Consider the following 20,979-nt stretch of genomic DNA (forward strand, 5'->3'; position numbering starts at 1 on the left):
ACGTGTCTCGTCCTTGACAGGGTAGAGGTCGCTGGTTCGAGCCCAGTCGGAATCATACCCAAAACCCTTGCATAGCAAGGGTTTTTTAATTTCCCTTAATAAAACCGGTTTATCAAATTCGCAAGTTGTTGGCGAACTTGATTTTTCGGCTCGGAATTTATGGTCCGTATCTCTTTTTAGGGTCAAAATTGTAGAAAAGTTCAGCTAGTGATGCCGTCAAGTAGATTCAAACCGCACTGTCGGTATTGCATTTCTATCCGGATAAGAAAGCCGAAAAATTCGGTATCAATATAAAAAGGCCCTCCATAAAATGGGGACCTTTCAGTGTTTCTTTTAAATAGCCTCTTTTAGTTGTTCTATTACACTTTTTAACCATTCTATAGGCGGTAAGCCAATTGTCGGGAAATATATTTCTGCATTACACTTTATAATGTCTTCCTTTTCTTCTTTAGTTAGATCGCTATTTAGAAACTCTTCGCAATACTTTACTGTAAATAGCAAACCTTCTTTACTAATTTCCTCAATAAATTCGTCTAAGGCGTGTTCAGGGGATTGGATATCTTGATGAAATGTTGCACCTAAAAAATTTTCTAATTCATCTAAGAAATCATACCTTTCATCCATGATACTTCCTCTCTTTCTATTTGGTTGGATATCCTGTAAGGATAAATTTACCGTTATTATCTTTTTTGAGTATAATTTTTGCGTTTGTAACGTTTTCTACTAGATCTGAATTTCTTGATACACTTCTGCCGATTATTTCTCCATCGCCCTTGTATCTTAACATTAATTTAGGTTTTTTAGGATCATCAATCCAATTTTCGATTTTCTTTATATTTTTTGAATCGTTTAAAACTGAATTAGCAATTCTTTCAGCGGTAGCCCTATCTTTAAAAGTAGATGAAGCTGTAATATGTGGGTTAGGATCAGTTTTCAGTCTTTCTATTAATTCTTTATCTGTTTTCCCAACATGTCTTTCTATAAGATGCCCGCCTTTTGCTTCATGAGCAGCTAAACCTCCGCCAGGTGCGAGAGGGGTACTATCACCTTGTTTGACATTACCTATGGCTTTGTTGTTAGAATTTTCAGATTTCATGAGCGCATTTTCTTTCTGATCTTCAATAATACTTTTCAACAAAGGCGTATTCTTCACATTGTGAGTATTTTCAATATCCTTTGCTATTCCGGCAAGCGCGGGTTGGTACTTATTTTTCGAAACGGAATTGATATAGTCTTTTCCTTTTTCAATCCCTGTTTTTACATGTTTTGCAGCCGCTTTTTCACCGGCTTCCAAGACGTTATCCACTTTGGCGGCACCTGTTTTGGCGAGCTTGCTTGATACTTTTACAGCTGAGCCGGAACCTTTTAGTACGACGATGCTTATTTATTGATTTTGTCATCATTCATCGAGGGGCGAATTGGGGACGGAACTGCTTTTTGGGCTAATTTTGAAGTACATTCGCTGTATACTGCAAGGGAGATAAACATCGCCTTTAAGGCGGCGGTCTTTGCCGAAACCTGTTCATTTCAGAGAAATACAGAAATTTCGTATCACTGAACGGCTAAAGTGATAACGATCAGCAGCTGGTTAATCCAGCTGTTTTTTTGTATTTGAAAAACGGAATATTTAGTTTTTTATGGCAAATACAGCGGCACTCCGAAAATCATTCACAATACAGGAAATGACGCATGCGGCCGCCAATGAAATCAGTTATATGTCGGGTAACAGCGAATCGACAAGCTATCATTTTGCCGTCGATGATAAAGAAGTGATTCAGGGGGCTCTTCATCTGAAGGCAAGAAAGCATCCTTCCTCTTGTCTTCCGGTTTTTTAAAGTTGAAAACCCATTAAAATCCGAGGGGAGAGCATAAAACAGATTCGAACGGCGCTGTCGCCCTTCATTATAGCGAAAGAACTTCGGGATTGATGATGCATATGGAGCGAAGACAGCGAATGCAGTAATTCGATTTCAATTGATGAATGGATTAAAAGCTGATGGAATTTATGCGCTTGAACCAAAGTAAAACTTGAAGTGTTGTTAAAATAAGCGGAGACCCTTTCCTTTTTTACAGACTCTCTCCCACACTGACAAGAAGAGGTTTGTGTTAAAGCAAAATCTAAGAAATTAAACCCAAAAAGATTGCAACGACAAGCTTCTAAAGAGATGAAAAATATCGGGATATCAACTAAGGCATAAAAAGCGATAAAACAGGAGCTTGAAACAAGAAAAAAAAACAACTGAATAGAAAATAAAGAGAAAAAATAAAGGAACAAAAATATTTAATCAGAAAACAAAAAGCAAAAGAAAAGCATAGGGGCAGATTGAAAAGTTGAGCGGCATCAGTTTTTTGCTTCGGACTGATTTAGAGAAAAAGAAGTATAAGTCAGAGCCCTTCTCAAGACGAGGAGGGTTTTTCTGCAATTTATTCAAATACACTTACATCAGTAAATGCGGCTGAACGTTTCAGTACGATTCAGCTCATGTATGGTTTGAAGCCAGACGGCATTTACGGACCAAAAACGAAAGCGAAATTGAATTAATAAAAGAAGCCCTTCTTATAAGAGGGCTCTTTTTCTCTAACTATGTTGTTTTAAGATGTTTTTTAATTTGTTCAGTGACTTGCTTAAGCCATTCTAATGGAGTTAAATCATCTTCAGGAAAGTATATACCATCCGCTGCTTCCTCTATAAATTCATTCTTGTCTTCTTCTGAATGATCACTATTTACAAACTCAGTTAGTGCTATTAAATCTCTTTCTTTTAGTTTTTGAGATGCTTCATTTAAATATTCATCAAGTGCATCTTCCGGAGACTCTATATCTTGGTGGAAATGTCCACCGAGAAATCTAAATACAGGATCAGAAACTTTAATTTCAATCATTATATATCACCTCGTTGGGTAGCCTGTTAGTATAAAGCTACCATCTTCATTTTTCTTTAATACTATTCTAGCATTAGTCATATCTTTAACTTCATTTGAACCTTTACGAACTCCTCTACCTATAACTTCGGTTCCTCTATAAGGTAACGGTAATGGATCATTAACATCACTTTTTAACCACTCTTCAATTTCCTTTTTATGTTTAGTTAATGTTTCATTAGCGACTCTTTCTGCAGTTGGCCTATCAGTGAAACTAGAAGAGGCCCGTATCTTCTTGTTTATCTGTAGCCTCTGTAATAACTCTTCATCAGTCTTACCAACATGTCTTTCTATAAGGTGTCCGCCTTTTGCTTCGTGAGCAGCTAAACCCCCGCCGGGTGCGAGAGGACTGCTGTCTCCTTGTTTAACACTATGTATGCCGCTATTGTCAGAAGACACAGATTTACTGAGAACACTCTCTTTCTGATCTTCAATAATACTTTTCAACAAAGGCGTATTCTTCACATTGTGAGTATTTTCAATATCCTGTGCTATTCCGGCAAGTGCGGGTTCGTACTTATTTTTCGAAATGGAATTGATATAATCTTTTCCTTTTTCAATCCCGGTTTTTACATGTTTTGCAGCCGCTTTTTCACCGGCTTCCAAGACGTTATCCACTTTGGCGGCACCTGTTTTGGCGAGCTTGCTTGATACTTTTACAGCTGAGCCGGAACCTTTGAGCCCGACGATGCTCCCGATGGCGTAAGTGATGTAATGTGATCTTGAATACGCATCCCCGTTAACCATTTTATCATTCCATGAATCCGCCAGGTTTGTCCATATGATTTTTGCGTAGGAGGGTGTGTTCAATACAGCCGATATGGTTTTAGCGACTTTTTGTTCATCAGAGAGATGGTAAAAATCCCATGCACCGACAGCCAGATCTTTGACGCCGGTTATGGTGTCTTTCCCGACATCATAAAGGCCGACGCCTATTCCTTTAACGATATCCCAAGCCGTTTCTCCGACTTCTTCGAGCTGTTTTGCTTGTTCAAGCTGCATCACATATTCCACCTGAGCAGGTTCAAGGTTTTCATAGCCGATCTTCTTCGCTATTTCCAAATACTCATCCGGATCGGTCACACCATCGGCCAGCTTTTTCTTTAGGGCCTTAACTTCCCGCTCTTTCGCCTCTTCCTTTTTAATCGTCAAATAAGCATCCGAATGTCTTGCAATCTCGCCTTTTTTCTTATGGATGTCGCTTTCACGGTACGCCTTGGCGTTGTAGTGAAGCGGCGTGGCGCTTTTTCCTTTGCCTGTGGCGTTTTGGAGCTGCTGAAAGTCGGCTTGGATGAACTGTTCGTTCGCTTCGGTTTCTGCGTATTCTTTCGTTAGATCGTGATCAAGCTTGCCGAGTTTATGTATCGTGTCGCTTCTTTTTTTGTCAGCTGAAGAAAGCTTTTGTTCTGTGCTTTCGGTTGAAAACAATTCGAGCGAGATGATGTCATCGATCTTTCCGAGGATGGAGCACATGTCTTTTTTCTGCTCTTCCATAATCGCCTTTGATTTACTGAGGGCGTGGGTGAGCTCATGCTCCAGAAATGATTCTTCCACATGCGAATTGGAAAGTCCGGAGTCTTCGACCTTGCCGGGAAGGCTTGTGAGAAATGCGATTTTCATATCGATCAGATCAAGCCAGCTGTCTGTGACGCCGGCGTGGTCCTTAAAAAAAGCTTTGATGTTATTTGCGCCCCGGCCTGAGAAATCATTGTCACCAAGATCAGCCATGCCTAGAAACGCTTTTTTTAGGTTGACCATCTGGCCGCGCAGTTTTTTGTATTCACTCGCGCGCTGTTTGGCAGCGGCCAGCAGGGTGGTTGCTTCGAAAACTTTCATGACCATAATCCTTTCATTCGAAATACTTCAACAAGATATTACCATGGAAGAATGAAGAAAAAGACAAATAAGTATTTTGAAAGTGCAAAATGATTAATTTGTTCTGGGTAAATTTACTTATTTTATGATCGGGAATTGGGGAAGAGTTAGCTTTAGGTTGAATCGGTTGTTAGAACATCATGTGACGCACCTCCTTTACAAAGCATACACACATATTAGAGGGCTGAAATTCACCCGTATGAATTGGATACGGCGGCCCAAACGGCTTTTCGCATGGAACCAACATGCGGCAACTGGTCAACAGCTTTAGAAACTTCATCCTAACAGGGAAATGCGGCGAGCATTGGGAATATAAAGAAATATAGGCTTTACAGCTATGCAGGATGTATGAATATCCGTCAGCCGGCGAAGGAAAGACAATCTCCATGTGTCGTGACAGTTCGGATGCGGGTGAATGGAACTTCCCATTCATCCGCTGTTATGTCAGGGGACGAAAAGACTTTTTTTGAGGAGGAAGCGGAATGATTAAATTTACACGGCCATCGCCTATGAAGAAAACATGCACGATGCACCCGGAAAAGGAATCTGTCAGATCGGTTTCGTTTACTGATTTTAACGGCAATTCTGTAACAGTAACCCTTTGTCAAATGTGTCTGGCTGAATTAAAAATGAAAGCCGCGACTGAATACAGGAGCATGACCGAGGAGCGGGCCAAACTGAATCGTTTCAAGATTGGTGATCATGTGTATTTAGAGCATTTGGGAGTCGTCAGCGAGATAAAAAACATGGAAGGCGTTCAAGTGGCAAACAGGACAGACGCAGACGGAGTGCGAAAGGCTACCCCTAAGGAAATCGCAGAATACAAAAAGCAGGAGAAGCAATAACAAGGAAATTCTATCAGCGGTATTACTTACGGGAGCGGCGGCCGTTGCGCTGTCTGCCGAAGAGATAGCGCAGTTATTAGGGGTTAAAAAAGGAATTATGTAGAAGAATATTGAGCGTTCCCGCATGAAAATGAAAATAGAGCAGATCACAGCCTATTCTGTTTAGCGTGAATAGGTTGTTTATTTATTGAAACATAAGAAAGGTTTTCAAAAAAATCTTTAAAGAATACTATTGTTATAGGTATAATGGTGTTGTTTATTGTAACAATTTAGGGGATTTAAAGAGGGTGATGTTAATGTACAATCTTAAAGAACGTGATGCAATTAAACGGTTCTTAAATGAGGAAACCGTTAATACAAGCGAAGCAATTAAAATATTGGGCTTCACTCGTCAATACCTAAACCAGTTAGTTAAAGTGGGGAATTAGAGCCGATGAAAGAAATGCCTCGGGACAGGCTTTTTCTGAAAGAGGATATTTTGGATTTTTAAAAATATAGAAGGAAATGAGCAAATATGAAAAAATTAATCGATGGTTCAACGATCTTATTCTTTATTCTGTTTGTGATATTGTTCACTAATTTTAATTATGGTTTTCTTAGCGCTATCGACATCATTACTATGATTTTGGCTTTGATCTGGTTGATATTGACGATAATTAATATAACCCTAAAATGGAGAAACCTTCGAAAAGGCTAAGTTTATTTTTGAGAGTATAGACGAGCTGAGAGATTTTATGGATAAAGAATCATAACGACATCTGAAGCCATTGAAATAATCGGATGCAGCCGGCAGAACCTCAAGCAGCTGGTGGATTATAAAACATTGGTTCCGATTAAAACTACGAACAGAGATCGCCTATTCTTGAGAAAAGATATTGAAGGCTATAAAAAGAAACGTTGATTGCACCCTGTCAAAAGGGTGTTTTTTCGTCTTATGGTTGCTACTTATTTATGAAGGGTGCTTTCGTTCGACAAATTTTGCGAATGGTTCCTTTCTCCTACTCCTTAACCGATAATAAGATGAGAGGGGGCAGAAGAGTTGAAAAAAATATTTATAATCATTCCTATACTGATTTTTGTTCTATCAGGTTGTGGCGTGGATACAAAAGAGGCTGAAAAGTTTTTAAAAGAGCTGTCTAAAAATAAAACGGTATCACAATATCTTAGTGAAGCGCCAACTTTAGATTACACTAATCCTATAAAGAAGTATTATGATTTTAAAATCAACCTGTCCATGAATAAGAAATTCACGCAACTTTCTAACAAGGAAAAATATAAAATTCTTTACAAAGTTTATGAGTTAATTGAGGATAAAGGTTTTTCTAAGGTAATCAGCTGTGGAGATAAGTATACTTGTTCAGTAGATGAAGTACATGCAAAGTATAAAAACGATGATTATACAATCGATTTTAAACACGGGGATTCTTTGTACCAGTTAGAAAAAAATGATGAAGTAATTTTTGATTTAGAGGATGAAAAAGAGAAAAGAAATGAAAATTCATCAGAAGAAGAGGCACAATCAGCTGATGACCAAACCATATATAATTACATGGAAAACGAATTTAATAGAATTACAAATTACGGGGAAAATTACACCCCAGAGATCCATGATTCAATGGTTACTGAGCTAGCAAGCGAAAAGTTTGGTATAACTGTTGATGAAGCAAATGAAATATACGTGAGCATGTCTATGAATAAATATAAATAAATATAACAGGCGTAAATCCTAGAATAAGATTCATAATTCTAAAGCACCTCATTCCGAAAGGTGCTTTTTTATATTCTCTGTAAACTGATTCTGGTAAATCTCAGGAAAACTATTGGTGGTTAACGGTCTGAGTGCGGCGTCGGTTTAGAGGGAATATCTTTTCAAAAATAAACACGAATCAGAAGGGGGCGGGGGTGAATGAAGATGGCCGAAAAGCATATTCAGGCGTATAAGGATTACGTCAAAGGCATGAAATACAAAGGCCTTGCCGAGAAATACGGGGTGACAGTGAACACCATTAAATCGTAAAAACAGCGGCGGGGCGGCTCCGGCAAGAAATCAAACGCTGTATCACACGGGTTCTTCTCGAAATATCTGCCGGAAGAAACACTATCCATTGAAGAGATTCAGGGGTGTTTTCAATTAAATTTTCAGCTGATTTCCTAACTGTCACGGAAAACATCACACAGGAATTATATTGACTTTCATCCTGTTTGTAATGTTAATTAGAAGATGTATACAAAATCATTATAATGAGGAGGTCTGGATGTGAAAAATAAAGCGAGAATACAATTTGGAATATGCATTGGACTTTTATGTTTAAGCTTTACCGGTTTCAACCCTTTATTCGGCTCAGCGCATGCTGAAGCGAAATCTATAGAGGACGCAAAAATGACAAGCTGTATAACGAATCAGAAATTTGTTCAGCTTGAGAAAAAATTTGATGCCAGGCTTGGGGTTTATGCGATTGATACAGGTTCAAACAAGACAATCGCCTATCGGCCGAATGAACGGTTTGCTTACGCATCAACCTATAAAGTTCTGGCTGCCGCTGCTGTTCTGAAGAAAAGCTCAAATGAAAAACTTAATGCCATCATCCGCTACAGCAAAGACGATTTGGTTACATATTCCCCAATCACAGAAAAACACCTGGATACAGGCATGAGCCTGAAAGAAATCTCAGAAGCCGCTGTCCGTTACAGCGATAATACCGCCGGGAACCTATTGCTGCAGCAGCTTGGCGGTCCCAAAGGTTTTGAAATGTCATTGAAACAGATCGGGGATCATGTAACGAAAGCTGATCGATTCGAGACGGATCTAAACTCTGCGATTCCCGGGGATCGTCGTGACACAAGCACCGCAAAAGCACTGGCAACTGACCTTAAGACTTTCGCTTTGGGTAACACTCTCACGGCTGACAAGCGCACGATTTTAACAGATTGGATGCGGGGCAACGCTACCGGCGACGAACTGATTCGGGCAGGCGCTCCTGCAGGATGGGAAGTCGGCGATAAATCCGGAGCCGGAAGCTACGGCACACGAAACGACATTGCGATCGTTTGGCCGCCTGACAGAGCCCCAATTGTTTTGGCAATCCTGTCAAACCGGTTTACGGAAGATGCCAATTATAATAATGCTCTTATCGCTGAGGCTGCAAAAGTCGCTCTAAATGCTCTTAAATAAACATTGCCGTTCATTTTTATGGACGGTTTTTTATATGTTGAGAATGCGGTATGCCGGTTTCGATGTTATAATGTAAAGCCATAAAATGATGGGAAGAGGGGGAGTTTCGATGCATTACATAACGGCATGCTTAAAAATCATCAGTGATAAAGACCTTGATGAAATAATGAAGGAATTCAAAAAACTTGAGGAAGAAACGAACAAAGAAGAAGGCTGTATTCAGTTCCATGCTCATCCGCTTGAACCATCAGAACGCAAAATCATGCTTTGGGAGATTTGGGAAAACGAAGAAGCTGTTAAAGTCCATTTTACGAAAAAACATACAAAAGACGTTCAAAAACAAGAATTAACGGAAGTAGAATGGTTAATGAAAAGCAATGTGAATGAGTAAAAGGCTTTGTCTGTTGTTGGCTGACTTTGCCGGCAACCATCAACAGTTTTATTCACTAAAACCCTTGCTGTGCAAGGGTTTTTTACTTTAAAAAGTTCTTTATATGGCAGTCTTTTTATGGGTAAGGAACAGACTTGGAATGAAGATGGCCGCAAGGATGATGACGGATACTAAGAATCCGGCATGGTAGCCTTTTAAACTGTTCGAAATCGTCGGCTGCAATCCTTGTATGACAGTTGCGGTAACGGTTGCGATCACAGCTGACCCAAAGCTGGAACCGAGGTTTTCAATCATATGAATACCGACACCTGCTTCCGGAAGCTGTTTGCTGTCAAGACCTGTATAAGCGTCACTCATCAATGGGAGCATAATTCCTCCAAAACTGGTGCCGCGGATAAATAATACGACGGAAATCCAAATCATACTTGGGTTATCGGTGATAAAAATAAGCGGGATAGATCCGATCAGCGAAAGAACAAGACTGACCGTAACCACGTATTTCGCACCGATCTTATCAATCATTTTTCCGATCAGCGGACGAGTCACGAGCATTCCGACTCCTTGAGGGATTAAAGCGAGTGCTGCTCCGGCTGCCGTGAACTGACGAATGTTTTGAAAAAACAGCGGAAGTATTAACATCGGCCCCATGATGGCAACATTCGCTAAGAACAACCCGATCGAAGATGCCAAGAAGCTTTTGTTTGCAAACAAATTCATAGGCAGCACGGTTTGGTTTTTCTTGATCTGATTATATACAAGATAAATAGCTGCTGAAACAAGACCGATGCCCGTCCATAAAATGGTGTCGCTATTGTTAAATGATGCATGATCCGCCGCTTTTGTAATACCGTACATCAATGCCGCGCTCATTAATGACAAATTGATAATCCCGAAAATATCGAGTTTACGATCTTTGTTGAATGGTTCAAAGTCTGGAATGGTTTTCATCATAAGCGGTGCAGCAATCAAAACGATGAACACGTTGATGTAAAAAATCCAATGCCATGAAGCGCCTTGGACGATGAAACCCCCAATGACAGGTCCTAAGATCGGGCCGAAGATCATAGGGGTGCTGACGATTGCCATCACTTTTCCCAGGTTTTCCGGACCTGCCGTTTTAACCAAGAGTGTTGACATAAGCGGAGTGATAATGCCGGCGCTGAATCCTTGAAGCAAACGGAAGAAGATGAAGCTGGAAACGTCACGGCTCATTCCCGCAAAAACAGAAATGACACCAAAGGCGATGACTGAGCCGATGAAGATTTTCTTACCGTTATATTTATTCATAAGCCAGCCGGATACGGGTACTGCAATCGCAAGTGCTAACATATAGCCTGTAACGGACCACTGAATGATATCCAATGTCGTGTTGAAGTCTTTGGTCAGTTTGCCGATGGCGATGTTTACCATCGTAGAGTCAAGCATTGGAGCGATTGCTCCCAGTGCAATAGCCCAGGCGGCTGTGAGAACTTCTTTTGGCACCCGAAGTTCCTTTCTTTTATGTGTTGACATAGTATTCTCCTCTCAAAATTGCTGTCTTTGTTTCCTTGTCAACAAAATAATAGAGTGGTTTTGTTTCTTTGTCAACAATAAGAGGGATATAAAAAGGCAGCCCGTTTTCATGGAGCAGGGCTGCCTATGGTTTTATTCATATTTATTCCGATTTCATGTCTGCACCAAGTTTCTTTATTTCTGAATCTAAATGCCTGCTGTATGTTTCCACGAAGTTCAGCATCGTGTCAAATTGTTCATCAGTTACTTGTTCAAATACGATTTTGTCCCGTTCTTGAAACTCTTTGTGCAATTCCTCGTGAATTTTATAAATGACTTTTCCTTGCTCAGTAAGCCTGAAATAGATTTCTTTCTTGTTAAGCGGCTTCTGATAGCTTTCGATAAGGCCTTTATTAATAAGCTTCTTCGTTAATTTACTTATGGCGCCTTTTGTCATATAAAGGGACTCCGCAAGTTTTGTCACATTGGCGTCTTCAATTTTTTCGATGAATTCGATGCAATGCACTTCAGAAGGTTTATGCCCCTTAAGGCTTTCTTCCATCTTCAGCCTATTCAGCCACACCATCTTGTTAAAAAAGTCCCTGAAATCCGTGAGGAGCTGTTCTTTTTTGTCCATGTCCCGTCCTCCTGCTCGGTGGTGCTTACACAATATTATAAAATGTTTGTTTCTTTTTCAACAATCGTAAAGTTATGATTTAGGAACTGAGAGATAGTGCGCAGAAATAAGAAGGAGGGGGAAGAGAAGAAGTATTCTATTTAAAAAGCGGTTTTTAACCGAAACGTGGGTTTTTGAGTATTTTTCTTTCCGTATTCGTTACTTGCTCTGTTTCATAACAGGCTAACACTAGAGCCTTATAAAAAAGCAGGCTGCACAATGAGCCTGCTTGAGAATCGCATCAATCATTTTCCTGTTGCGGCATCATAAAAAGCGTCGATTGCGGTTGTGTATTTCAAGACGTTTTTAGACACTTTGGCGGTTGCGCCTAATGGGTACGCGTCTGACAGAACGCTGGAGTGAGCTTCGGGTTCCCAGTAAAATACGCCGGTTCCTTTGCCGTTCGGAACGGCTTTCACCAGTTTTATGGTGTCTTTTATGGTCCAGTAGGAATCTTTCGGATTATTTTCATCTCCGCCCAGTTCAACCACCATGACTTCCTTGTTGTAGCGTGAGGCGATGTCATTCAAATTAGTTGATAAATGGCTGGTGAGCTCCCAGTACGGCTTGCCTTCCCAATAGGGATAGAATGAAACACCGATGATGTCGGTTTTTCCTCCGTTTTTAAAGAATTGATCAAACCACCATCTGAATAGGCTGTTGTCCGTGCCGTGTGCCAAATGGCTGATGACCTTGGTGGCCGGGCTGACGGATTTCACGGCGTCATAGCCTTTGTTCAGTAAGCCGGTCAATTTGCTGAAATCGTTCGTGCTGCCGTCGGGCAGTAAAATTCCTGAATTCATTTCATTTCCTACTTGCACCCAATCAGGGGAGATGCCGTGATTTTTAAGTTCTTTCATGACATCGTACGTATGGTTATACACGGCTGCCTGCAGCTGGCTGTTTGAATAGCCGTTCCATTGGTTCGGCTTGATCTGGTGTCCTGGATCAGCGAACACATCACTGTAATGGAAGTCAACCATTACCTTCATTCCTAACGCTTTTGCCCTTTTTGCCGCCGCAAGTACGCCCGCTTTGTCACTATAGCCGAGCATGGTCCATGTTGTGCCGTCTTTCAGCCAATAATAGCTGCTTGGCGGATTCACAAACACTCTCAGTCTCACGGCATTTATTCCGTGATCTTTAAGAATCTGCAAGGCATCTTTCTGTTTTCCGCCGTCATCCAGCCAGCGCACACCTTCGTCCTCCATTTGTTTCAGCCATCCTATATCAGCGCCATAGGCAAACGGGGCATCCGCTTTTGCTTTAGGAGACTTCTCAAAGAATGTAAAAGCAGTGAACATGAGAGAAAGACAGATTGCGTTTACAAATACACGTTTCAATCGGTTTTTGAACATCACAATACCTCCTGATAAAAAAGATTGTTGATTGATTTCACTCTGAATGTTTCAGCTGCCATTCTCCAATAACGTCGTGAAACGCTGAAATGCCTGAATTCCTTCGGGTGTCATTTTAAAAACGCCTGCATCGGTCAGCGCGCGTAAAAATACATTCGCGGTTTCTTTTTGTAAAACAGCGGCTGCATTTTCCGGTGTCACGTCTTTATCCGTTTTGATGTTTTCAGCCCACGGAAGATGAATATCTTTGATGTCATGAGGTTCATTCAGTAAATACTTTTTCACTTCTGCCAGCTCATCTTTCAGGCGGGGAGGTAAAACGGCGAGTCCCATCACTTCAATCAGACCGATATTTTCTTTTTTGATGTGATGAACGTCTTGATGCGGGTGAAAAATGCCATCCGGATAATCTTCGGAGGTGCGGTTGTTTCTGAGAGCGAGATCGATTTCAAAATCCGTTCCCCTGCGTCTGGCAATTGGAGTGACGGTATTATGGGGTTCATTTGTCTTTGCGATGATGCTGACGGTTTCGTCTGAATATTCCCGCCACTTTTCAAAAACATACGCAGCGGCATCGGTCAGCAAATCCGGATCTTTTGCGCGAAGGCGGATCACTGATACCGGCCACTTCACGGCTTCGGCCTGAACGTCTGGAAAATGACGCATATGAAAAGGATAGAGGGAACCCGCTTTTGCCATGGGAAACTCATGGGCGCCGCCTTGATAATGATCGTGTGAAAGAATGGAACCTCCTACGATCGGCAAGTCTGCGTTTGATCCGGCGAAATAATGCGGGAAAATTTCCGTAATGGCCAGAAGCCTTCTGAAGCTGTCACGGCTGATGTTCATCGGCTTGTGCACGCTTGATAGAAAGATGGCATGCTCGCTGTAATACGCATAAGGAGAGTATTGAAAACCCCATTGTTCTCCCGCTAAGTCAAGCCTGATGATGCGGTGGTTTGAACGGGCGGGGTGGTGCGGTGTACCGGCATACCCCTCGTTTTCCATACAGAGCAGACATGTCGGATACCGGTTTTCCGGACTGTTTTTTACCGCGGCGATGTCTTTAGGGTCTTTTTCCGGTTTTGATAAATTAATGGTGATGTCCAATTCTCCAAAAGGTGTTGATGAGCGGTACACGATATTTTTTCGAATGGCCCGCGTCTTAATATAGTCGTTGTTTTGGCTCAGTCGGTAAAAGTAATCTGTTGCTTTTCTCGGGCAATCTGATAACAATTCGCTGAACGCGGCATTGATGAGAGAAGGGGCCGGTGTGATCACGTCCATGATTCTGCTTCCCAGCATGTCTCTTTCAGCCGGTGTATCGTTTATGATTGACCGTTTTACCGCGTCTTTCACCATTTCGTCCAAATAGTGGAGCCTGTTTTGTTTCTTGATATGTTTCGGTTCTGCATAATCCGTCAGTCCGAGCAGATCGAGAAGTCTGTTTCTTGTATAAATCACATCTGTTTCATTTATGTCGCCTAAGACAGTGCTTTCTTTCAGAAACCCTGTCACTGATTCAAAAACTTCAATGACCGCCGCCTCCATTTCATTTGTCCTTGTATCCGTTTGGATGTTGCCGATGCCAATTCCATGCTGACGCAATGATTTCCGATATGTCCGTTTGTTTCGGATTCCAGCCCAGAATGTTCCGCGCTTTATCGCTGGAAGCGATGAGGGTGCTTGGATCACCGGGTCTTCTTGCGGCCGCTCTTACTTTTATGTCTCTTTCGGTCACTTGCCGGGCCGCTTCCGTCATTTCTGATACGGAAAACCCGCTGCTTGATCCTAAATTGAAAATGCCGCTGTCTCCGCCGTTTTGCAAATATTCCAGAGCGAGAATATGGGCATCGATTAAATCGGAAACATGGACATAATCGCGGATGCACGTGCCGTCTTTTGTATCATAGTCAGTGCCGAATATCAAAACCTCCTCGCGCTGACCGAGCGCGGTTTGTAAAAGGATAGGGATTAGGTGGGTTTCCGGATGATGATCTTCTCCGATGGAACCGTCCGTTTTCGCGCCGGCAACGTTAAAATACCGAAGCGAGACATATTTTATGCCGCAGGCGGTTTCACACCACTTCAGCAATTTTTCTGCCATGAGTTTTGATTCGCCATATGCGCTTTCCGGCTTTTCCGGCATGTCTTCCGTGATGGGCACTTTTTCAGGTTCGCCGTATACAGCGGCGGATGAAGAAAACACAATGTGTTTCACCCGAATTCCTGCATGACCTCCAGTGTAATTTGCGTACCGTACACATTATTATTGAAATATGAAAGAGGGTCTTTCATTGATTCGCCGACAAGGGATTGAGCGGCAAAATGGAGAACGCCTGTTACGTTCTCCTTCGCAAACACAGAGTGAAGAAACGGTTTGTCACGGATATCTCCATGGTAAAAAACTGCTTTTTCATGAACAGCTTTCCGGTGGCCTGTCTGCAGATGATCCACAGCTATCGTTTTAAATCCTTTGTTTAATAATTGATCAACCGCATGAGAACCGATATAGCCGGCTCCGCCGAGAACGAGAATCGCCATGATTTATTTTTCCCTCCATTCAGCCGCGCCATCGCTTATATCCGCGATGTAGAAAGAAGCTTCAAGACCTGTCCTGCTGCGGTAGTGAGATGAAACGGCTCGGATAAAGCCGGTGGTTTCTTCATTTTCCACAATGGCTATGGCGCAGCCGCCGAACCCCGCGCCCGTCATCCGCGCTCCGAGTGCTCCTTCTTTCCAGGCTGCTTCAGCGAGCGCGTCTAATTCGTCACCGGTCACTTCATAATCATCGCGTAACGAACGGTGGGACGCATTCATCAGCTCGCCGAACGTTTTCAAATCATTTGATTTGAGAGCTTCCGCGGCTGAGAGGGTCCGCTCGTTTTCGTTGACCGCGTGCCGGGCTCTTTTACGCAAAGTTTCACAGGAGAGAAGGGATTCGAGTTCGTTGAATTCTTCTGCCGTCAATTCCGCAAGTGATGCGATATTCCGATATTGCCGCAGTTCTGAAAGAGCCTCGTCACATTCGCTGCGGCGTTCATTATATTTTGAAGCCGCCAGCTCCCGGCGCTTGTTCGTATTCATAATGACGATTTTATATCCGTTAAAAGCAGCCGGAATCATTTCGTGCTCAAGCTTATCGCAGTTTAACAGAATGGCCATGTTCTTTTTGCCTTTTTGCACTGCGAATTGATCCATAATGCCTGAATTCACGCCGATAAATTCATTTTCGACTCTTTTTCCGATAAGCGCCAGTTCAGTATCGGAAACATCCAGGCTGAATAACTTTCTAAAAATGGAACCGGTTAACATTTCAATGGAAGCGGAGGAGCTTAAACCGGCTCCGTTTGGAATCGTACCGTGAAAAAGAATATCCATTCCGCTGTCTATTTGGCCGCCGGCTTTAAGAAGGTAATGGATCATCCCCTTCGGATAATTGGCCCAGCCGTCTTCTTTTTTGTATGCTGTGGCGGAAAGATCAAGGCAGACAATGCCGCTGTCAGGAAAGTTTTCTGAGTATAACCGGATCTGGTGATCTCCGCGTTTTGCGCATACGGCATAAGTTCCGATCGTGATCGCGCATGGAAGAACGTGGCCGCCTATATAATCCGTATGTTCCCCGATCAGGTTGATCCGGCCGGGTGCGAAAAACAGTTCTCCGTTACTTCTCTTGAAAACGTCTTCGAATCTTGATTTTAAAAGTTTGGCATCCATGATAAACCTCCGATTCTATTTTGAGGTATGCTCCAGTATGAACTGAATGGCTTTTTGTGAATTTCTGGTGAGGCTGATATATTCCGCTCCTTTCGTTGCGATGAGTTTCACTTGCAGGCGGTCCGCATCTTCTTTAATGTCATCATAATAAGAGCCGACTTGCGGAGCTAAAATGATCATATCGAAGTCTTTCATGATGTCGTAATGGGAACCGTAGGCGCCTGCTGAGGCGGTAATCGGCACGTTATATTCTTCGGCACCTTCTGTCAGTGCGTTCGCAAGCATGGCGCTCGTTCCCGCTCCGGCGCACAGCACTAACACATTGGTGCTGTGTTCCAAGGCGGATGAGGATTCCTGAAGATTTGTGCTGATGACGGAGGACGCGTCTTCGGAGGCGCCGGCCATGGCGGGCTGTAATGTTTGCGGCGCGGTTTCAGGCTCGGTGTGTTGGGCTTCTTTCGCCGCTAATACTTTGTCATAAGCTTTGCAGAATGGCAGGTATATCAGGAAATCGACAATGATTAATACAGCCGTCAGCACAAAAGCCGAGAGCCCCATGCCGGTTCCGAGAATCAAGCCGGCGGGCGCCGGGGTGGCCCACGGAAGAACATACATAAAACTGTTCATTCCGATGACATCCACGAAAAATTTAAACAAACAGACATTCACCATCGGCGTTACAACAAACGGAATGAAAAAATAAGGATTTAAAATGATCGGCGCAGCAAAGAGCAGAGGTTCGTTTACTGCGAAAGACACCGGAACCGCGGATGCTTTTCCGACTGCTTTCAATTGCTTGGATTTCGCGAAAAGAAGAAAGATAAACGGAACCACAAGGGTTGCGCCGGTTCCTCCCATTGTGCCGACAAAGTTCCCGAGTCCGACGGTCAGCACGTTGGACGCCTGCTCACCGGCATTATGAAGCTGCAGGTTCGCCTCCACATTTGCGTAAATAATAGCTGCGATGGCCGGTTCCACAATAGAAGGCCCGTGAACGCCGACAAACCAGAACAGCGCCATCATTCCCCAAATGACACAAATCCCCAGATAACCGTCTGCGGCGGTAAAAAACGGCGATAAGAGAGAGGAGAGAGCCTCTGCAAACGATACGTTCAGCGTGTTCCTGATCAATAAATCAACGATCACCATGGCCAAAACGGAAAAAGCGAACGGAAAAACATCTTTAAATGTTTGTGAAATGGTACCCGGTACTTCTTTAGGCATTTTAATCGTAATATTTTTCAGCACGCAGAATCTGTAAACGTTCACTGTTATGAAAGCGGATACAAAAGCAGCTAAAAGACCTTTTGTGCCGAGGTATTCCGTGGAGAATCCGCCATCAATTTGAGTGACGCTTAAAATGAGAAACCCGACGACTGAAGCAAGCATCGCTGAAACGGGGTTGATCCCTTTGTTTTTCGGCATTTTTCGGTTCATTGATTCACTCAGGCATTTCGCACTTGTTGCCGCAACGATCAGACCGAGGGCGCCCATTGAATAGTTATAAACTTTCCAAAGCCATTCAGAAACACTTTTAGGCCAAGTGAAACCCAACACTTCCGGCACAGCGGCGGTGAGGATGAAAATGCTGGCGAATAAAATAACAGGCATGGCCGTTAAGAAGCCGTCGCGGATCGCGCCTAAATAAATGTTTCTTGAGATTTTTTCGAAAAACGGTTTTCCCTTTTCGATTTGCTTGATGATACCATTCATTTTTCCACTCCTTATCGGCGGCTTCGGTAGAGTTCTATAAAATCCTGAATAAGATCACGGAGCAAAAGGGTTGTCATCAAGTGGTCCTGACCGTGAACGAAAATAAATCCTAATTCCATGTCCTTGCCTTCAGCTTCTTCAGCTAACATTTTCGTTTGCGCATTGTGGGCGAGGGTTAAATTTTCATCGGCGCTTTTCAATGCTGCTTCCGTGTTTTCGAAGTTTCCGGCACGGACTTCTTTCAGGACTTTCAATAAAGTGCTTCTGGCGTCGCCGGCATAGGCGACGATTTCAAAACCGAGCATCTGCAATTCTTCCTTTGTCATGAAAAAAACCTCCTAAAGACGGCACACATGATGAAAAGAGACTCTTTTCACCATGTATGATCGTTAAATGATTGTTTTTGTTTCACTTACAAGTTTGTACCAGTAGGCCGATTCTTTCGGATACCGTTTTTGGGTGTCAAAGTCGACGTAAAAAAGACCGTAACGTTTGTTGTAGCCGTTGGTCCATGAAAATAAATCCATTAAGGACCATAAGAAGTACCCCTTTACATTGACTCCGTCGGTAATCGCTTTACTGACGGCTTCTAAATAGACTTTTAAATAGTCGATTCTTGCCTTATCCATAATGATGCCGTCTTCAAACTCATCTTTATAGCCCATGCCGTTTTCGGTAATGTACATTTTGTTATATTGCGGATAGTCCCGTTTGATGCGCATCAGCATGTCATACATGCCTTCAGGATAAATGAGCCAGTCCCAATCAGTCCGCTTCAGGCCTTCTTTGTAAATTCTTTCGCCGATTCCTTTTACTTTATAGACCGAAGTGCCCTTATCGCCCGTTCCGTTATGATGAATAACGGTTTCTCCGTCGTACGCTTTGACGAAATGGCATTGATAATGATTGATGCCGAGATAATCATTGCGCGTTGAAGCTTTTTTCATCACGTCAAAGTCACTGTCTGAAAACTCGTATGAAGCGCCGTTTGCCTCACAGATTTCATCCAGAGCCCGCATGGTTTCCTCAGAATAATAGCCGAGGTAGGTGGCGTCGAGGAGGAGTCTCACTGATAACGCGTCATCCAGAAAACAGGCGTGACGGTCTTCTTCTGAGTCGCTGGCGGGATATTTTGTTTCCAATGAGTGGACGACACCGATTTCTCCCGGATAGCCGCCGTCTTTAAAAAGATTGACGGTCATCGCATGCGCTACCATCATGTGATGGAGGCATTGAATGACTTTTGTGATATCACTTTTAACAGATGGCGGGAAAACCCCGAGTAAATACTGGTTGGTGGCTGTGGGATAAATTTCGTTAAACGTGCTCCAATATCTGATTTCGCTGAATTCTTTAAAGCAAAACTCCGCATAGCTGACGAACGCTTCTATTGCAGCGCGGTTGAGGAAATCTCCCTGATCAAATAATCTTTTCGGTGTATCGAAATGATGCAGCGTGACAAAAGGGGTGACGTTGCGTTTATGGCATTCTGAGAAAATACGATGATAGTAATCAACACCTTCCTGATTGATTTTGCCCGTGCCGTCAGGGAAAATTCTCGTCCAGGCTATAGAAAGGCGGATGCCGTTTATTCCGAATTTTTCACATAGTTTAATATCTTCCGGAAACTGGCGGTAAAAATCACTTGCCGGATCAGGGCTGAATCTTCCCTGTTTTTCAAGAAATTCATCCCAGGCCACAGGCCCTTTGCCGCCTTCTTTTGTGGCGCCTTCCGCTTGATATGCCGCAGTCGCCCCGCCGAAAATAAAGTCATAAGGTAATTTGAGCATTACTGAATCCTCCTTCGCCAATGTGTGAATTGAAGTTTGTTAATGTTTGTAATTGTTATCTTTTGTTTAATAGTAAACGCATACATTTTTGTTGTCAATAGCTTCATAAAGAAATAACATCTGTGTTCATAGGGATTATATAAGTTTTTCGTTGTTTTATATGTTGATTATGTTGTTTGTTAGTGTTTGTTTTTGTTGACCGGAGTGCCGCGGTGTGTTAGATTGTGTGTAAAGTTGAGGGGATGATTGAACATGTTAAAAAAAGAGCGTCTTTTAAAAATCATCGATATCGTAAACTCGCGGGGATTTATTACGGTGAGTGATATTATCGATGAACTGGATGTTTCTGATATGACAGTGAGAAGAGATCTGGACGAGCTGGATAAGGCCGGAAAAATCGTACGTATTCACGGAGGCGCACAGAGCATATCTTATTCCATTGATCACGAATTATCGCATAATGAAAAACTGGGTGTTCAAATGGAGGAGAAGGGGAAGATCGCGGAACTCGCAGCTTCATATGTAAATGACGGCGATACCGTTTTTTTAGGGCCCGGCACGACGATTGAACTTTTAGCCAAACACCTGCTGCATAAGCGAATCAGGATTATCACAAACAACTATCCCGTATTTGATATTTTAAAGCATGGTGACACTGCCGATACCATCCTGATTGGCGGCGATTTCCGAAAAAATACCGGTGCCTTCGTCGGGCCCATCGTGAACGGCAATCTGCAGAAATTCAATTTTACGAAAGCCTTCATCAGCGCCAACGGCATACATAATGATGAGATTTCTTCTTACAGCATTGAAGAAGGGGAAGCTCATCAAATCGCGCTGAATAATTCGCGGACGAAATTTTTGCTGGCGGATAATAAAAAATTCAACCGGGAAGATTTTTACGTATTCTATAACTTGCACGATATGGACTATCTGATTACGGATGATAAAGTGATGAAAGATGTTCAAATTCATTACGAGCAATATGTAGATGTCAAAATCGCAAAAAAATAAAAAAGGCGGGCGGTTC

At 42.7% G+C, this 20,979-nt stretch carries 17 protein-coding genes and 7 pseudogenes; 11 read left to right on the plus strand and 13 right to left on the minus strand.

The annotated features are described in order from the left end of the window. Nucleotides 1-333 precede the first annotated feature (333 nt). Nucleotides 334-624 (minus strand): contact-dependent growth inhibition system immunity protein, encoded by a 291-nt coding sequence (locus NYE62_RS06035; RefSeq protein ID WP_015417243.1) that lies wholly within the window; start codon nt 622-624, stop codon nt 334-336. Between the two features lie 16 nt (nt 625-640). Then, nucleotides 641-1,381, minus strand: a pseudogene (locus NYE62_RS06040) (RNase A-like domain-containing protein); the annotation flags it as partial. Between the two features lie 285 nt (nt 1,382-1,666). Here NYE62_RS06040 and NYE62_RS06045 point away from each other — a divergent pair. From NYE62_RS06045 to NYE62_RS06055, 3 genes and pseudogenes are all read left to right on the plus strand, one after another. Then, nucleotides 1,667-1,781, plus strand: a pseudogene (locus tag NYE62_RS06045) (N-acetylmuramoyl-L-alanine amidase); the annotation flags it as partial. An 81-nt stretch (nt 1,782-1,862) separates the two neighbouring features. Continuing rightward, nucleotides 1,863-2,048, plus strand: a pseudogene (locus tag NYE62_RS06050) (peptidoglycan-binding domain-containing protein); the annotation flags it as partial. 93 nt (nt 2,049-2,141) lie between these two features. Further along, a complete protein-coding gene (locus tag NYE62_RS06055; protein ID WP_230245843.1) occupies nt 2,142-2,198 on the plus strand; it encodes a YjdF family protein in 57 nt (18 codons plus the stop codon). Nucleotides 2,199-2,582: 384 nt separating this feature from the next. Here the strand turns inward: NYE62_RS06055 and NYE62_RS06060 are convergent, their stop codons facing one another. Beyond that, a complete protein-coding gene (locus NYE62_RS06060; protein ID WP_144464036.1) occupies nt 2,583-2,882 on the minus strand; it encodes a contact-dependent growth inhibition system immunity protein in 300 nt (99 codons plus the stop codon). 6 nt (nt 2,883-2,888) lie between these two features. Next, a complete protein-coding gene (locus tag NYE62_RS06065) occupies nt 2,889-4,757 on the minus strand; it encodes a T7SS effector LXG polymorphic toxin (protein WP_342497291.1) in 1,869 nt (622 codons plus the stop codon). A 242-nt stretch (nt 4,758-4,999) separates the two neighbouring features. On the opposite strand from NYE62_RS06065, the pseudogene NYE62_RS06070 reads away from it, so the two are divergent. From NYE62_RS06070 to NYE62_RS06100, 7 genes and pseudogenes are all read left to right on the plus strand, one after another. Next, nucleotides 5,000-5,119 (plus strand): annotated as a pseudogene (locus tag NYE62_RS06070) (hypothetical protein); the annotation flags it as partial. Nucleotides 5,120-5,278: 159 nt separating this feature from the next. Next, nucleotides 5,279-5,641: a hypothetical protein gene (locus NYE62_RS06075; protein ID WP_144664096.1), complete on the plus strand. Its 363-nt coding sequence runs from the start codon at nt 5,279-5,281 to the stop codon at nt 5,639-5,641. 296 nt (nt 5,642-5,937) lie between these two features. Next, nucleotides 5,938-6,131, plus strand: a pseudogene (locus tag NYE62_RS06080) (DNA-binding protein). 549 nt (nt 6,132-6,680) lie between these two features. Next, the gene (locus NYE62_RS06085) at nt 6,681-7,349 is read left to right on the plus strand and encodes a hypothetical protein (protein ID WP_064107886.1); all 669 of its coding nucleotides are present in this window, start codon (nt 6,681-6,683) and stop codon (nt 7,347-7,349) included. Nucleotides 7,350-7,553: 204 nt separating this feature from the next. Then, nucleotides 7,554-7,760 (plus strand): annotated as a pseudogene (locus tag NYE62_RS06090) (hypothetical protein); the annotation flags it as partial. Between the two features lie 132 nt (nt 7,761-7,892). Continuing rightward, complete coding sequence (bla, locus tag NYE62_RS06095) at nt 7,893-8,813, plus strand: class A beta-lactamase (RefSeq protein WP_251257179.1); 921 nt, start codon at nt 7,893-7,895, stop codon at nt 8,811-8,813. A gap of 85 nt (nt 8,814-8,898) precedes the next feature. Continuing rightward, entirely contained in the window at nt 8,899-9,204 is a 306-nt protein-coding gene (locus NYE62_RS06100) for a putative quinol monooxygenase (protein ID WP_251257093.1), read from the plus strand. Between the two features lie 99 nt (nt 9,205-9,303). Here NYE62_RS06100 and NYE62_RS06105 read toward each other — a convergent pair whose 3' ends face one another. The 9 genes and pseudogenes from NYE62_RS06105 to lacG all read right to left on the minus strand — a co-directional run bounded on the left by NYE62_RS06105 (nt 9,304) and on the right by lacG (nt 19,949). Beyond that, nucleotides 9,304-10,716: an MDR family MFS transporter gene (locus NYE62_RS06105; RefSeq protein ID WP_256683771.1), complete on the minus strand. Its 1,413-nt coding sequence runs from the start codon at nt 10,714-10,716 to the stop codon at nt 9,304-9,306. A 142-nt stretch (nt 10,717-10,858) separates the two neighbouring features. Next, on the minus strand, nt 10,859-11,332 hold the full coding sequence (locus tag NYE62_RS06110; protein WP_251257095.1) for a MarR family transcriptional regulator: 474 nt from the start codon (nt 11,330-11,332) through the stop codon (nt 10,859-10,861). A gap of 284 nt (nt 11,333-11,616) precedes the next feature. After that, a complete protein-coding gene (locus NYE62_RS06115; RefSeq protein WP_342497292.1) occupies nt 11,617-12,729 on the minus strand; it encodes a glycosyl hydrolase 53 family protein in 1,113 nt (370 codons plus the stop codon). Between the two features lie 51 nt (nt 12,730-12,780). Continuing rightward, nucleotides 12,781-14,280: a UDP-glucose--hexose-1-phosphate uridylyltransferase gene (gene galT / locus NYE62_RS06120; protein WP_342497293.1), complete on the minus strand. Its 1,500-nt coding sequence runs from the start codon at nt 14,278-14,280 to the stop codon at nt 12,781-12,783. 1 nt (nt 14,281) lies between these two features. Beyond that, nucleotides 14,282-15,273, minus strand: a pseudogene (galE, locus tag NYE62_RS06125) (UDP-glucose 4-epimerase GalE). A gap of 3 nt (nt 15,274-15,276) precedes the next feature. Then, nucleotides 15,277-16,446 carry a galactokinase gene (locus NYE62_RS06130; RefSeq protein ID WP_342497294.1) on the minus strand — a complete coding sequence of 390 codons (1,170 nt, stop codon included), beginning with the start codon at nt 16,444-16,446 and terminating at the stop codon, nt 15,277-15,279. Between the two features lie 15 nt (nt 16,447-16,461). Beyond that, nucleotides 16,462-18,159, minus strand: coding sequence for a PTS lactose transporter subunit IIBC (locus tag NYE62_RS06135; RefSeq protein WP_015239654.1), 1,698 nt, complete (start codon nt 18,157-18,159; stop codon nt 16,462-16,464). An 11-nt stretch (nt 18,160-18,170) separates the two neighbouring features. Further along, entirely contained in the window at nt 18,171-18,485 is a 315-nt protein-coding gene (locus NYE62_RS06140) for a PTS lactose/cellobiose transporter subunit IIA (protein WP_144464025.1), read from the minus strand. 63 nt (nt 18,486-18,548) lie between these two features. After that, the gene (lacG, locus tag NYE62_RS06145; protein ID WP_144664105.1) at nt 18,549-19,949 is read right to left on the minus strand and encodes a 6-phospho-beta-galactosidase; all 1,401 of its coding nucleotides are present in this window, start codon (nt 19,947-19,949) and stop codon (nt 18,549-18,551) included. A gap of 252 nt (nt 19,950-20,201) precedes the next feature. Between lacG and NYE62_RS06150 the strand changes: the two genes are divergently transcribed. Beyond that, nucleotides 20,202-20,963: a DeoR/GlpR family DNA-binding transcription regulator gene (locus NYE62_RS06150; RefSeq protein ID WP_033574547.1), complete on the plus strand. Its 762-nt coding sequence runs from the start codon at nt 20,202-20,204 to the stop codon at nt 20,961-20,963. Nucleotides 20,964-20,979 lie beyond the last annotated feature (16 nt).

Origin of the sequence: Bacillus sp. FSL K6-2861, from assembly GCF_038630725.1 — a bacterium.
In the GTDB taxonomy this organism is placed as follows: domain Bacteria; phylum Bacillota; class Bacilli; order Bacillales; family Bacillaceae; genus Bacillus; species Bacillus velezensis.

What these genes read in the sequence shown, in the direction of transcription:
- NYE62_RS06075 (WP_144664096.1), top strand. Translation starts at nt 5,279, where the DNA reads ATGATTAAATTTACACGGCCATCGCCTATGAAGAAAACATGCACGATG.
- NYE62_RS06135 (WP_015239654.1), bottom strand. Translation starts at nt 18,159, where the DNA reads ATGAATGGTATCATCAAGCAAATCGAAAAGGGAAAACCGTTTTTCGAA.
- NYE62_RS06140 (WP_144464025.1), bottom strand. Translation starts at nt 18,485, where the DNA reads ATGACAAAGGAAGAATTGCAGATGCTCGGTTTTGAAATCGTCGCCTAT.
- NYE62_RS06035 (WP_015417243.1), bottom strand. Translation starts at nt 624, where the DNA reads ATGGATGAAAGGTATGATTTCTTAGATGAATTAGAAAATTTTTTAGGT.
- NYE62_RS06105 (WP_256683771.1), bottom strand. Translation starts at nt 10,716, where the DNA reads ATGTCAACACATAAAAGAAAGGAACTTCGGGTGCCAAAAGAAGTTCTC.
- NYE62_RS06100 (WP_251257093.1), top strand. Translation starts at nt 8,899, where the DNA reads ATGATGGGAAGAGGGGGAGTTTCGATGCATTACATAACGGCATGCTTA.
- NYE62_RS06130 (WP_342497294.1), bottom strand. Translation starts at nt 16,446, where the DNA reads ATGGATGCCAAACTTTTAAAATCAAGATTCGAAGACGTTTTCAAGAGA.
- NYE62_RS06115 (WP_342497292.1), bottom strand. Translation starts at nt 12,729, where the DNA reads ATGTTCAAAAACCGATTGAAACGTGTATTTGTAAACGCAATCTGTCTT.
- NYE62_RS06150 (WP_033574547.1), top strand. Translation starts at nt 20,202, where the DNA reads ATGTTAAAAAAAGAGCGTCTTTTAAAAATCATCGATATCGTAAACTCG.
- lacG (WP_144664105.1), bottom strand. Translation starts at nt 19,949, where the DNA reads ATGCTCAAATTACCTTATGACTTTATTTTCGGCGGGGCGACTGCGGCA.
- NYE62_RS06110 (WP_251257095.1), bottom strand. Translation starts at nt 11,332, where the DNA reads ATGGACAAAAAAGAACAGCTCCTCACGGATTTCAGGGACTTTTTTAAC.
- galT (WP_342497293.1), bottom strand. Translation starts at nt 14,280, where the DNA reads ATGGAGGCGGCGGTCATTGAAGTTTTTGAATCAGTGACAGGGTTTCTG.
- NYE62_RS06065 (WP_342497291.1), bottom strand. Translation starts at nt 4,757, where the DNA reads ATGAAAGTTTTCGAAGCAACCACCCTGCTGGCCGCTGCCAAACAGCGC.
- NYE62_RS06060 (WP_144464036.1), bottom strand. Translation starts at nt 2,882, where the DNA reads ATGATTGAAATTAAAGTTTCTGATCCTGTATTTAGATTTCTCGGTGGA.